General features: G+C 44.7%; 11 protein-coding genes. 6 read left to right on the forward strand and 5 right to left on the reverse strand.

All coding sequences use genetic code 11. From position 1 onward, the window contains the following. Positions 1–250 precede the first annotated feature (250 nt). Both BM607_RS04795 and BM607_RS04800 read right to left on the reverse strand, forming a co-directional pair. Entirely contained in the window at positions 251–751 is a 501-nt protein-coding gene (locus tag BM607_RS04795) for a peptidylprolyl isomerase (RefSeq protein WP_006081478.1), read from the reverse strand. 97 nt (positions 752–848) lie between these two features. After that, positions 849–2,252 (reverse strand): DEAD/DEAH box helicase, encoded by a 1,404-nt coding sequence (locus BM607_RS04800; protein WP_071939770.1) that lies wholly within the window; start codon positions 2,250–2,252, stop codon positions 849–851. A gap of 588 nt (positions 2,253–2,840) precedes the next feature. Between BM607_RS04800 and BM607_RS04810 the strand changes: the two genes are divergently transcribed. Next, entirely contained in the window at positions 2,841–4,613 is a 1,773-nt protein-coding gene (locus tag BM607_RS04810) for a DUF885 domain-containing protein (RefSeq protein ID WP_071939771.1), read from the forward strand. Positions 4,614–4,862: 249 nt separating this feature from the next. Here the strand turns inward: BM607_RS04810 and BM607_RS04815 are convergent, their stop codons facing one another. Further along, a complete protein-coding gene (locus tag BM607_RS04815) occupies positions 4,863–5,183 on the reverse strand; it encodes a hypothetical protein (RefSeq protein ID WP_006081481.1) in 321 nt (106 codons plus the stop codon). A gap of 232 nt (positions 5,184–5,415) precedes the next feature. On the opposite strand from BM607_RS04815, the gene BM607_RS04820 reads away from it, so the two are divergent. The 3 genes from BM607_RS04820 to BM607_RS04830 are packed head-to-tail and all read left to right on the forward strand — an operon-like array spanning position 5,416 to position 8,411. Then, positions 5,416–5,910, forward strand: coding sequence for a putative 4-hydroxy-4-methyl-2-oxoglutarate aldolase (locus tag BM607_RS04820; RefSeq protein ID WP_071939772.1), 495 nt, complete (start codon positions 5,416–5,418; stop codon positions 5,908–5,910). Between the two features lie 57 nt (positions 5,911–5,967). After that, positions 5,968–7,791, forward strand: coding sequence for an AsmA family protein (locus BM607_RS04825; RefSeq protein WP_071939773.1), 1,824 nt, complete (start codon positions 5,968–5,970; stop codon positions 7,789–7,791). Next, on the forward strand, positions 7,791–8,411 hold the full coding sequence (locus tag BM607_RS04830) for a BsuPI-related putative proteinase inhibitor (protein WP_071939774.1): 621 nt from the start codon (positions 7,791–7,793) through the stop codon (positions 8,409–8,411). The genes BM607_RS04825 and BM607_RS04830 overlap by 1 nt, the downstream gene beginning before the upstream one ends. A gap of 141 nt (positions 8,412–8,552) precedes the next feature. Here BM607_RS04830 and BM607_RS04835 read toward each other — a convergent pair whose 3' ends face one another. Both BM607_RS04835 and gloB read right to left on the reverse strand, forming a co-directional pair. Continuing rightward, entirely contained in the window at positions 8,553–10,100 is a 1,548-nt protein-coding gene (locus BM607_RS04835; RefSeq protein WP_071939775.1) for a LysM peptidoglycan-binding domain-containing protein, read from the reverse strand. A gap of 232 nt (positions 10,101–10,332) precedes the next feature. Further along, positions 10,333–11,124, reverse strand: coding sequence for a hydroxyacylglutathione hydrolase (gloB, locus tag BM607_RS04840; RefSeq protein WP_071939776.1), 792 nt, complete (start codon positions 11,122–11,124; stop codon positions 10,333–10,335). A gap of 155 nt (positions 11,125–11,279) precedes the next feature. On the opposite strand from gloB, the gene BM607_RS04845 reads away from it, so the two are divergent. Further along, positions 11,280–12,017, forward strand: coding sequence for a class I SAM-dependent methyltransferase (locus BM607_RS04845; RefSeq protein ID WP_006087266.1), 738 nt, complete (start codon positions 11,280–11,282; stop codon positions 12,015–12,017). Between the two features lie 33 nt (positions 12,018–12,050). Then, complete coding sequence (locus BM607_RS04850; protein WP_006087268.1) at positions 12,051–12,989, forward strand: LysR substrate-binding domain-containing protein; 939 nt, start codon at positions 12,051–12,053, stop codon at positions 12,987–12,989. Positions 12,990–13,032: the final 43 nt, after the last annotated feature.

Consider the following 13,032-nt stretch of genomic DNA (forward strand, 5'->3'; position numbering starts at 1 on the left):
TAGGCTAAATTTATTAAGGTTAAGTATATATTAGGTAGATTTTAAAAAGTTGAGAGGATAATTAATCTACTGATTTTAAGTTAAGCGATTGAGGTTAAATTAGGTAAAGTAAATTTATATTAAGCAGTATTTATTAAGTATGATTTTTTTGCGAACTAATTAATTTTCAAAACCGCTAAGAAAAATAATGAATCGCTCAGCAAAACTGAGCGATACATTATATCAAAAGAAATTTTTATCGTTTTAACGATCAGCTTTGGATATTAATCGTCACTTTCTCGATAACGATGGGTTCGCGGGGCACATCTTCGTGGCCGGCAACTGTGGTGGTTTTGACTTTTTCAATCTGCTGGATAATATCCATTCCCGCAGTGACCTTACCAAATACCGCATAACCCCAACCGTTATTGGTGGTGGCAGTGTGGTCTAAAAAGTCATTATTGGCGGTGTTAATGAAGAACTGCGCCGTGGCCGAATGAGGCGCATCGGTGCGAGCCATAGCGATAGTGCCTATGGTGTTACTTAGGCCTTTGTTGGCTTCGTTCACGATAGGCTCGTGGGTCGGCTTTTCTTTCATTTTTGCGGTAAATCCGCCGCCTTGGATCATAAAGCCTTTGATCACTCGGTGAAAAATCGTGTGCTCAAAGAAGCCTTCTTCACAATAGCGGACAAAGTTTTTTGAACTGACAGGCGCATGTTCAAAGTCGAGTGCTATGGTGATGTCGCCTAAATTGGTGCTGAATGTAATCATGCTAATATCTTCTATCTTAATGAGTTTTTATTTCTAATAAGTCATGACTGGTACTAGATCATGACTTTTTACGGGATCATGACTTTGTATTAGGCCATCAGTTCGTTTTAGAACCGCTGTTCCACGGATTAAAGGGCGCACTGCGACCCGTAGTCTCGCTACTGTTGTCAGTCTGCGTGGATTGCGGCCGCGCTACAGTGGCTTTTGCCTCAGGCTTTGATTTCGCGCTGCGATGCTTTTTCGCATGGGCGGTTTCAAAGGAGCCTTCTTTCGCGGGGCGTGAGGTTCTAGCATCAGGTGCGCGGGCTTTAAAGGTTTTTGGCGTGGTATTTTTCGGCACAAAATCGAGGATAGAAACTGGCACTTCTTTGTTCGGCACAAAGCCTTCAATTTCTTTACGCACTATGATGTGGCCTAAACGGCGCTCGATAGCACACAGGTTTCTAAAATCATCTTTGGAAACAAAGGAGATCGCTTCGCCGGAGGCGCCAGCACGGCCGGTTCGGCCAATACGGTGAATATAATCATCGGCTTCATCGGGCAGATCATAGTTGACCACGCGGGTGAGGGCGTCGATATCGATACCGCGAGAAGCCACGCCGGTCGCAACTAAAAAGCGCAGTCTTCCGGACTTGAAATCGACTAATAATTGCTCGCGTACCGCTTGGCTGCGACCACTGTGAATGGCTTCGGCGGCAATACCGCGTTTTTCGAGTTGGCTGACCAGTTTGGCGGCGCCTTGTTTAGTCTGGATAAAGATCAGTGCCTGTTCCCAAGCTTGCTCAGTGATGAGTTTGCTTAACAGGGCAGACTTTTTATCTTTATCGACAGTGATCAACCATTGGTCGATTTGCGGTGCGTTCGCACTGTCGCGGGCAATTTCAATCTCAACAGGGTTTTCAACCGCTGTTTTCGCTAAAAAGCGCACTTGCTTAGATAAGGTCGCCGAAAACAACAGATTTTGGCGTTCTGTTGGCAGACGTTCGATGATTTTATTGATGTCTTCGATAAATCCCATATCAAGCATTCTATCGGCTTCGTCTAGGACTAATACCGAGATTTCATCGAAATGAATCGCTCTTTGGGTGTACATATCGAGCAATCTACCGGGTGTCGCTACCAGAATATCGACGCCTTCAATAAGACGTTGTTTCTGTGGTGCGGCATCGACGCCACCATACATGGCCATAGAGGTCAGCGGCAGGTATTTTGCGTATTTGGAAATATTGTCTTCAACCTGAACGGCCAATTCGCGGGTTGGGGTTAAGATCAAGGCGCGAACGCGTTTAGCCCGAATTTTCGGCATCTCGGCGAACATTTGCAGTATTGGCAACACAAAACTGGCGGTTTTACCTGTACCCGTTTGTGCGCCAGCGAGCAGGTTTTTACCTTTCAAGATCACCGGGATGGCTTTTTCTTGGATTGGAGTAGGTTGTGAATAGCCGAGCTCAGTGATGGCTCTTAAAATCGGATCGCTTAATCCAAGTTTGGAAAATGGCATTGAATGTCTCAGGTAAAGGGTCAGGTCAATAATGTATAAGCAAACTGTTACGCCAACGCGTTAACAGCGGAGCAGGGCGATATTATATACCCAAACAACCTGAAGATGCAGGATTCAGCGGTAATTTAACGCACTTTGGGCAAGGCGGTTATTTACAGACCTAGTGGGCTAAGTTAAAAATAACCAACGCGGCATAAAGTGCGTTACCCCGTGGTTAACATCAGCCGCCGGAACGGAGCGCCTAGGGCACTCCACTTCTATGTTGCATCAATTCAAAAGGTAGCCGACATTCTGTCATTGATGTGCCTTGAATTGGAGCCCCCTAGGCGCTCTGAAACTCGTATATTCAGGTAGCTTGGGTATATCAGGAGGTGAAACAGAATTGGCGATTATCGTTATCTGAGTTCGTTTGGCAAAGTGGGAATTTTACCTCGAATAAGCGAATGATAGGCGGCATAAATATCGATAACTCACAATTTTGTAACCGTAGATGTATTCACGGCTAACACTGCTGCAATTATTGGGACAATATGATTAACTTAGGTAATTTTTGCATGCCTGTTAAATATCAACAAAGGACCCATAATAATGAAAAAATCCGCTATTTCAATTGCGATAGTGTTATCGCTGGCCAGCCTTGCTGGTTGTCAATCCCATACCAGTCAAACTACACCTGTGGTTGCGGCTGAAGTTAAAGCCCAGTCATTTGAGCAATTTTCAGTATCCTTTATTGATTCATTGTGGGAATTATCACCGACGTGGGCCTTATACAGTGGCAAGCATGTTAATGATGGCTATCTTGAAATCCCCGATGCGGCTGGTCGTGCGAAAACACTAGCGTTTGTGAAAGCACAACAAGCCAAATTGACCCAGTTCGAGCAAAAGTCGCTGACGCCTAATGAACTGATTGATTATCATCTGATCGACAATTTACTCGGCAGCATGGCATGGGAAATTGACAGTTTTAAATCTTGGCAGTGGGATCCTTCAAGCTACAACGTATCGGGTGGTTTTGCCCAAATCATCAATGAAAACTTTGCCCCATTAGATGACAGATTACGTTCTGTATTAGCGCGTTTAGAAAATGTACCAGCTTATTATGCAGCCGCGCAGGCAAACATTAGCAAGCCAACATTGGAACATACCGAATTAGCTGTGATGCAAAACCAAGGTGCATTTTCGGTGTTTTCCGATAACTTATTAAAACAGGTCGCCGATTCTGGTCTGACGGCTACGGAAAAAGCGTTATTTAACACACGGTTTGATGCTGCCACTGCTGCAATTAACGGCCATATCGCTTGGTTAGACAAATTAGTGGTTCAACTCAAAAAAGACGGTGCCCGTAGTTTTAGAATTGGCGAGGAACTATACGAGCAAAAATTTGCCTTTGATATCCAAGCGGGCATGACAGCAAAACAGCTCTATCAAAAAGCCGTGGCCGATAAAGACCGTGTTCAAGGGGAAATGGCAAAAATTACCGATAAGTTATGGCCTAAATATTTTACTACGCCAAAACCTGCTGACAGTAAGCTCGCCATTCGCCAGTTAATCGATAAATTATCGACTCAGCATGTTCAGCGCGATGAATTCGTGAATGAAGTGCGTAAGCAAATTCCAGAGTTAATTGAATTTGTAAATAAGAAAAACCTAGTCACATTAGATCCTAAAAAGCCACTTGTCGTCCGTGAAACACCCGAATATATGCGTGGTTATGCTGGTGCTTCTATTAGTGCACCAGGACCTTACGATAAATCTGGTAATACTTATTACAACGTGACGCCGCTCGATGGCATGAGTGATGCCTCAGCTGAGAGTTATTTACGTGAATATAATCACTGGATCCTGCAAATTCTCAATATTCATGAAGCTATCCCTGGGCACTACACTCAATTAGTTTACTCGAACCAATCACCGAGTTTAGTGAAAAGTTTATTTGGTAATGGCGCTATGGTCGAAGGCTGGGCGGTATATACCGAGCGCATGATGCTAGAAGAAGGCTATGGCAACTTTGAGCCTGAAATGTGGTTGATGTACTACAAGTGGAATTTACGTGTTATCTGTAACACTATTTTGGATTACAGCATCCATGTGAAAGGCATGACTGAAGAGCAAGCCATTGCCCTGATGATGAACGAAGCCTTCCAACAGCAGGCAGAAGCCGAAGGCAAGTGGCGCCGCGCTACGCTTAGCCAAGTTCAGCTGACGAGCTACTATTCTGGTTATCGTGAAATCTATGATTTCCGTGACGAATACAAGAAAGCGCAAGGCAAAGATTTTGATCTTAAAACCTTCCACGAACAATTCTTGAGTTACGGCAGCGCGCCAGTGAAATATATTCGTCAATTAATGCAAAACAAATAAGTTCGCATATTGATATAAATTAGCAGAGCTCAGGCTCTGCTTTTTTTGTGCCGAATCGTTGCACACATTACTGTGAGGAAGTGAAGTCAATACAGTTACTGATGAAATGAAATCGTTAACACTCAGCAAATAATGGCAAGCAGATCCTATTGCCATATAACTGAAAAATTATATATTTCGTTATATGGCATATGCAGGTGTTAGCGTCAAAAATTGACGGCTTAATGATAGAGCAGAATAGCGTTATGTTTAATTCTTAGATTTAGATGATGTCATCAGCGCTAAGACTTCATCGTAAGAAATGTTAAATTCTCTCGACAAGTTAATGATTTTTGTTTTGTAGGTTTGAATGTTTTCTTGCTGGGCTAATTGATGTTTCTTTTCTTCAACTAACTCGTTAACTGTTTCTTGTAATATCAATAATCGACGTAAACTATAGTCGAGGGATTTGATATATTTACCCATTTGTTGCTTGTTACGTGCTTGCTCAAGATCCGTTGAGACTTTTTTATCATATCCATATTCATCTAGAGCCGCGATTGCGCTCTGCAAATCAAGATCAGTAGTCATTTGGTTTTCGCTTTATAACAAAGAGGTGTGAGAACAGATTGATGAAACTTTCTTATGAAACATTAAAGGGTGTCATAGGACGTTAACTATCGCAGATTATAGTGCCTATGCCAATATACACCAAGCCTTTGCTGGTTAAAATTAAATAAAAAATTCGCTGATTTTTGCTTTGACCTTGTCGGGGTCTACAATTATGGGTAGTCTAAAGTGATAGGCTATTATGGAGATTCAAATGCTTGATCTACTACCAGATTTATTTGACCACTATCCGTCTAAATTACAGTTACTTCCCCTCGAATTTAAACCCTATGGCGGTAAGCGGCTCTTTTGGGGCGAGATAGTCACAGTCAAGTGTTTTGAAGATAATTCTAAGGTAAAAGAAATACTTGCACAGGATGGGCAAGGAAAAGTTTTGGTTGTCGATGGGGGCGGCTCTCTGCGCCGCGCATTGTTAGGCGATATCATTGCGCAAAGCGCGCTAGATAATGGCTGGCAAGGGATAGTGATCAATGGTTGTGTTCGTGATGTAGCCCGATTAAATACTTTTAATTTAGGTGTTTATGCCTTAGGTGCCATGCCCATAAAAACCGAGAAGTTAGATCAAGGCCAAATTAATGTTGCTGTAGATATGGGCGGCGTAATGGTTACGCCCGGTATGATGCTGTATGCCGATGAAAATGGTATTGCAGTAAGTGATGAGATGTTGAACTTTGCATTTTTAAATTAACATTTTTAAATGAATTAGTTGCTTTAAATTCAAGTTGTTTTTGATAAGGATATTTATATGAAATTCATTAAGTGGCTCCTGGCCTTAGTGGTGACGCTCATTCTTTTAGTCACAGTGTATCTCACCGTATTTTTCGACCCTAATGATTTTAAACCTGAAATAGTTGATGCCGTAAAAAAACAAACGGGTCGTGAATTAGTCATCGCTGACGATTTATCCTGGACCTTTTTCCCTGTTATCGGCATTAATTTAGGGGGCGTGTCTTTATCTAATCCTGAAGGCTTTACCCCTAAGGCTATGTTAGAAGTCAACAAAGCCGTTGCCGAAGTGGCGTTGATGCCATTGTTTAGTCAGCAAATTGAAATTGCGGGGCTGAGTCTCGATGGCGCAACCATTAATTTAGTGACTCGCAAGAATGGCACCAGCAGTTTTGATGGATTAAGTGGTGATAATAGTAAGAAAGCTGCAACTCCAGCGGCCGAAACTTCCTCAAATGCCAAACTGAACGATATTAATATTGGCGGTATTTCAATCACCAATACCCAAATTAATATGATTGACGAAGCGAAAAAGCAAACTCAAGTCTTTACCTTAAAAAGCTTCACCTTAGGTGAATTCGCTTTAGAACAATTTGCGCCCATCGCCTTTGAATTCAGTGCAACTATGCCGGACATGACGGTAAGCAGTGAAGGCAAAGGTGAGATCAAACTAAGCCGAGACTTTACGCAACTCGTCGTCAATGAACTCAAAATTGACACTGTGGTGGAAGGTGAAAGTATTCCCAATAAGAAACTCGAAACATCGATTAGCTTAGCGACTCAAATCGCGTTAGATAAACAGCAATTGTCCGTCGATATTGCGCAGCTTAGCGCGGCGAGCATTACCGCTGCGGGTAAAGTTGGCGTGAATTACGCCACGAAAACTCCGCAAATCAATGCTGATTTTCAAGTCGGCGATATCGATTTAGATACGCTGTTACCTAAAACGGAGACCGCTGCCGCAACAGAACAAGCACCCGCTGCCAGCACTCCGGCAGTTGAGCCTGATCTCTCTGCCCTTAAGCAGCTTGATGTAAAACTCAAGTTGACCGTTAAGTCTATTAAGGTCGCTAATCTGTCGACTCAAAATTGGTTGATGGATGTGGGAATTAAAAATGGCGTGTTAGATCTAACGAAACTGAATGCGGATTTATACCAAGGTAAGTTGCTGGTGAGCGCTCAGGTCGATGCACGTCAAGCGGTGGCAAGTTATCAATTCGATAAAAAAGTGACGGGTGTACAAATTCGTCCTTTGCTGAAAGATGCGGCGGATGTGGATTTACTGGCGGGTACAGCCAACTTTGATGTGAAAGGTAAAGGTAGGAGTTTGATCCCTGAGCAGTTAAAGAAAAATCTATTAGCCAATGGCCATTTTGATATTAATGACGGGGCTTTGTACGGGGTTAACATACCGCAGATGATCCGTAGCGCCCAAGCTAAGTTAAAGGGTGACTTATCGCCAGAAACCAAGGAAGAGCGCAAAACCGACTTCTCGAGTTTGACCGGCAGTTTCTCGCTGGATAATGGTGTTGCCACTAACCCAGATCTTGCTATGTCTTCACCTTTATTGCGTTTGGCGGGCAAAGGTACGGCGAATTTATTGACTGAAGCCTTAGACTACAGGTTGACGACTAGCCTAGTGAATTCATTAAAAGGTCAGGGCGGTAGCGACAAAGATGCGCTGGCTGGAATTGACATTCCGTTGGCTATTACCGGGACTTTCCAAAAACCTGAATATGCCTTGGATACTAAAGCGTTACTGAATAATCAGTTAAAAGAAGAAACCGACAAAGCTAAGGAAAAATTAAAAGACTCCTTACTGAAAAAACTAGGAGGTTTCTAATGGTTGCTCCAATGCGCTACGCATTGCTTGTTTGCGCGAGTGCTTTTGTCGGCGGGCAACTTGTTGCTTGCTCGGCGCCTGAAGCCGCTGACACGAGTCCGTCTACCAAGGGCGAGACGACAACAGCCGCAGCGGTTCAGCCTGAGATTGTTCGCGCTGCCGATCTGGCGCTCGATGTTTCAGGCCTCAAAAGTACACCGACATTAAAGGTTGAACCTATGACGACTGATGCTACGCCAGGACTGCTTCGCGGCGAGTTAGCCTTAGAGCCATTTGTGGATTTCAAGCAGCCAGTTAAGGCAACGTTGACTGTGACCAATCCACAAACCTATGCCGTCGGCCTGCGTTATAACTCAGGGATGACGGCGGATTTGTGGCTGGTAACGCAAGAGGGCAAACGTCTGTGGGCTTGGTCCGATGATATGATGTTTACCCAAGCGTTACGCGATAGCCAATTGGCAGCGGGGAAAGTGATCACCACTTCCTTTAGCATTCCGCCCAAAGCGTTTGCTGGAATACCCGCTGGAGGTGCTCGTTTAGAAGCGCATTTTGCCGCTAAAGCATTAGAGTCTGATGCCGTCGTTATGGCGCCTGTTGTCTTATTACTGACGATGGAATAACGCCGACTCTCATAATCGGGAAAGCTCATAATAGAAAAAGGCAGCAATCCAATAGGGTTGCTGCCTTTTTGTTATCTGTGGCTCAATCTTGCTAAGGGTTTATATTGCACCAATCAGTTCGAACTATGAACCTGTTTAGCCTTATGCGTTTAACTTACTTTCATCGACTACTAATTTAATCACTTGGCCTGGTTGCAAATATTGTGATTGCGCTAGGCTATTCCATTCTAATAGCTCGGCCACAGTCACGTTAAATTTGCTGGCGATACGGGCGAGTGAATCACCGGATTTGACCTTATAACTCACAGTGCGAATTTGCGCAGTTTGCTCAAGATTTTTCGGCGCTAAGATCACCAGTTTTTGACCATTTTGTAGCTTGTCACTCTTACCTAATTTGTTCCAAACGCTAAGTTGTTTCACTGTCACTTTATGGGCTTGGGCGATTTCAGAAAGTGTGTCACCAGACTTAACCTGATAGGCAATTTTTGTCGATTCAGTCGCAGCGTGCGATTTCTTCGGCAATTGTTGCTGAGTCGACAGGGCATAGAGCTGTTTGTCTTGCGCATCGACAGGAATAATCAAATGCTTACCCGCGACTATGGTATTGTTTTTCATGCCGTTGGCGGCGCGAATTGCATTAATAGTCGTGTGGTGCTGCTTCGCAATTTTGCCAATACTGTCACCTGATTTGATCGTGTAGCGTAGCCAACTGATCCTATCTTCGGTTTCTGTTTCGGCAAGTGCTTTCTTAAATTCTTCCGATTTATCAATCGGCAATACTAAAGTGTGCGGCCCCAGTGGCGAAGTGGCCCAGCGGTTATAACCAGGATTGAGCTTTTGCAGCTCAAGTGTGGTCATGTTTGCTAAACCTGCCGCCATGGCTAAATCAATTTGGCTATCAATATCAACTACTTCAATTGAAGGATTGTTGCTGATTGGCGCTAAGGTGATGCCATATTCATCGGCGTGTTTAATGACTTCTGCCAGCGCAAGCAGTTGCGGCACGTAGCGTTCGGTTTCACTGGGTAAATCCAATGACCAAAAGTCGGTTTTTAAGCCTTTCTTCTCGTTACGTTTAATCGCATTGAGCACCCGAGATTCACCCGAGTTATAGGCCGCAATAGCATAAAGCCAATTGTTATTGGTTTTATCGTAAAGATATTCCAACATGTCGAGCGCCGCAGTCGTTGAAGCGGGCACATCACGGCGACCGTCGTACCACCAGTTCATTTCTAAACCGAAATGGCTGGCCATAGGCGTGGTGAACTGCCACAAACCCGATGCCGCACTTGCTGAAGACGCCGATGGATCAAAGGCGCTTTCTATAATAGGTAATAGGGCGATCTCAATCGGAAGATGACGCTTTTCAAGCTCTTCCACGATCAGGTACATATAAGGTGCAGCCCGCTCTGAGATGATCTCTAGATGCTGCGGATTTTTGATGTACCAATCGCGATATTGGTTTACCAATTTTTGATCCGGAACCGGTAACTGCATACCTTGACGTATTCGCTCCCACACATCGGTAATTTGCGCCGACGGAGCCTCAGTTGCGAGGTAATATTCTGGGACTGTATTTTCGGTTGTGACGGCTTCAACTTCTGTCTGATTAACGCCATGGTTGTCTAATGTCTGACAACCCGTGAGTAGGGCAAATCCCCCTAAAACAACATAAAGTGATACTCTCATTGAAAACGGTAGTCCTCTGTTAGTGCATAGCTTTTCTTTATAGTAACAGTATGTTTTATATGAAGATAAAGACGACGCAGCGCGCAAAGTTTTCACGCAAAACGAGCCATTCTATGGGATCTTTTCGATCTTGTCCCTTAATTATCGTACATAATGTAAGGCCATTTTTGATTTACATCATCAAAAATGGAAAAAACTGTTTAAATTTCAATCTATAATATTGCTTTTGTGATCAAAAATTATCTTTCCACTGTCTGAGCAGGGTAAAACCGCCAAGTTCGTCTAAATTGGCATGATTTAGATCGCTAAAATGCTGTTTTATGCTGTCAACAATCTCAGTGTCGCTGGCACGTAGAAAGGGATTGATGGCGCGTTCTAAGGCGATGGTGGAGGGGATAGTCGCTTTGTCTTGGCGACGCAACGCTATGGCGCGTTCGTTATAGTCTTGCAGCGCGCGATTGTTGGGATTGACCGCGAGGGCAAATTTGAGGTTTGAAAGTGTGTACTCATGGGCACAATACACCCGAGTGTCGGCGGGAAGCTGGGCAAGTTGCTGTAGTGAGTTGAGCATTTGCGCTGGCGTACCTTCAAATAAGCGTCCGCAGCCACCGCTAAATAAGGTATCACCGCAGAATAAGGCATCTGCAATAACGTAGGCAATATGTCCTGCTGTGTGCCCCGGTACATCTAAGACTTGCAGCTCGCCACTCATATAGTCGAGTATAAATCTGGGCTGTGCTGTTGCGTTCAACGGATGGGTGATGCCTTCAATCTTCTCATTATCTGGGCCATACACTGTGAGTCGGTCTTGACTGTAGGCTTGAAGTTCAGCGACGCCACCCGTATGGTCATTGTGGTGGTGGGTCAGTAAAATGCCCACTAGCGTGAGTTGATTGGCCTCTAGATAGTCAATCACCACACTCGCATCGCCGGGATCGACGACATAAACCTGTGTATGCGGTTGTTGTTGTAATACCCAGATATAATTGTCATTAAAGGCTTTGATCGCTGTTATAGTGAGCATAGAACCGCCTATGTCTGTATTTCAATTCGAAGATAAAGGTATTATCCATGAGTGAACGGCCCTTGGCGACCTTTGCCGCTTTTGCCCTGTGGCAAAATGGCAAGCAATCTTTGACCCAATTGGATACTTGTCTACCAAGCTAACGGAGGAACTCTGTGTCGCATTTTAGTACTGAGCTCAAACCCGAACAATGGAGCGACTTACCCAATGGTGAGGCGTTGCAACAAGCCGTTGCTAAACAACTTGAAGATTGGTGGCCAAGAGTCTTTGGTTATCATTTATTAAAGTTAGGGCCTTTGAGTGCCGAATTGTCGAGTATGGCATCGCCAGTCGCCCATCATTTTTCACTCTCGCCATCCAAAGGCGCTTCGATTGAAGGCGATTTTTGCCATTTACCCCTGCAGAATGCGGCGATAGATGCGGTGGTGATGAGTCTATTGCTCGAATTTGAACCCGATCCTTACCGTATTCTTCGTGAAACCGATCGGGTACTCATCGCCGGAGGCTATCTTTTTATCGTCGGTTTTAATCCCTTGAGTCCAGTATTTTTGGGTAAGTTATGGCCTAAGTATCAGGATTGTCTCCCATGGAATGGCCGCTTCTTTATGCCATCAAGGGTGCGAGATTGGTTAGGTTTATTAGGTTATCAAGTGGTGGGCGATGAGCGTTTGGTCTATCACCCCTTAATGGGTGATTTCAACCAAGGTAAATTTTTTCAACAGAGTTTAGCGTCATGGCTTCCAAGTGCGGGCAGTTTGTATTTGATTGTGGCGCGTAAGCTTGAGTCGCCACTCACGCCTATTCGCGATAAACGTAAGGTGCGGCAAACGAATTGGACCACGGCACCGACCGCGGGACGTTCAGGGCATTTATCAGAGCATTCGGAAAACTGATAAGCCATTTCCTTTTTAAGTACAGGTTTTAATATGCGGATCACCTTAAGACAACTGGCGGTATTTGAAGCTGTGGCACGTAGTGGCCAAGTCGCAAAGGCGGCGGAGCAGGTTAATTTATCACCACCGGCCACTTCTATGGCCTTGGCTGAGTTAGAAAAACAGCTTAATGCCCGCCTATTCGAGCGCATTGGCAATCGATTACAGCTGAACTCGCAGGGCAATTTACTGTTGCCACTGGCGACGGATTTATTGCACCGTGTCGAGCAAATTGAGCAGGCATTTACCTACCATGGTGGCGATTTGGTTGGGCGGTTAAGTATCAGTGCCAGTTCGACCATAGGTAACTATTTGATGGCGAAAGCCGCAGTGGCATTTTGTCAGCAGCACACTCAAACCCATGTGGATGTGGCGATCACAAATACTCAAGATGTGATCCAAGCGGTTGCGCAGTTCCGATCTGAAATGGGCTTTATCGAAGGTCATTGCACCGATAATCGTTTGAGTGTTGAAGCTTGGCATAAGGATAGGCTGCTGGTGTTTTGTCATCCGGCGCATCCTCTGGCGGGAAAAGTGGTTAAACCGGCGCAAGTGAGAGGCCAGTCATGGGTGTTACGTGAAGAAGGCTCGGGCACTCGTGAGTATTTTGTCAATGCTGCCAATGAGTTGGATATGCAGCCAGAAGCTAAGTTCTGCTTTACTACGCCGGATGCGATTAAACTGGCGGTGAAACAAGGTGCTGGGCTTGGGGTGTTATCTGAGCTGGCGCTGGAGAAAGAAATCAGCCGCAAAGAGTTGGCGTTAGTCACGATTGAGGGATTAGTGCTGGAGCGGCAGTTTTATCGCATCACCCATAAGAGCCGTCAGGCGACATCCCTTGGCCAAGCTTTTGTGCAGTTCTGTGAGAATTTTTTCAATATCGCAGGCGTGGAACCAAATAAGCAGTTTGATAGCAATGGCCATATGCAGTGAGCAAGCGGTTAATTTGAACTGTGGGTTTACGGTGAGATGAATA

The sequence above is a fragment of the Shewanella sp. SACH genome (assembly GCF_001887095.2).
Taxonomy (GTDB): domain Bacteria; phylum Pseudomonadota; class Gammaproteobacteria; order Enterobacterales; family Shewanellaceae; genus Shewanella; species Shewanella baltica.

Bases quoted from the DNA above. Each gene is read 5' to 3' on its own strand.
- BM607_RS04850 (WP_006087268.1), top strand. From the start codon at position 12,051: ATGCGGATCACCTTAAGACAACTGGCGGTATTTGAAGCTGTGGCACGT.
- BM607_RS04810 (WP_071939771.1), top strand. From the start codon at position 2,841: ATGAAAAAATCCGCTATTTCAATTGCGATAGTGTTATCGCTGGCCAGC.
- BM607_RS04795 (WP_006081478.1), bottom strand. From the start codon at position 751: ATGATTACATTCAGCACCAATTTAGGCGACATCACCATAGCACTCGAC.
- BM607_RS04835 (WP_071939775.1), bottom strand. From the start codon at position 10,100: ATGAGAGTATCACTTTATGTTGTTTTAGGGGGATTTGCCCTACTCACG.
- BM607_RS04800 (WP_071939770.1), bottom strand. From the start codon at position 2,252: ATGCCATTTTCCAAACTTGGATTAAGCGATCCGATTTTAAGAGCCATC.
- gloB (WP_071939776.1), bottom strand. From the start codon at position 11,124: ATGCTCACTATAACAGCGATCAAAGCCTTTAATGACAATTATATCTGG.
- BM607_RS04820 (WP_071939772.1), top strand. From the start codon at position 5,416: ATGCTTGATCTACTACCAGATTTATTTGACCACTATCCGTCTAAATTA.
- BM607_RS04830 (WP_071939774.1), top strand. From the start codon at position 7,791: ATGGTTGCTCCAATGCGCTACGCATTGCTTGTTTGCGCGAGTGCTTTT.
- BM607_RS04825 (WP_071939773.1), top strand. From the start codon at position 5,968: ATGAAATTCATTAAGTGGCTCCTGGCCTTAGTGGTGACGCTCATTCTT.
- BM607_RS04815 (WP_006081481.1), bottom strand. From the start codon at position 5,183: ATGACTACTGATCTTGATTTGCAGAGCGCAATCGCGGCTCTAGATGAA.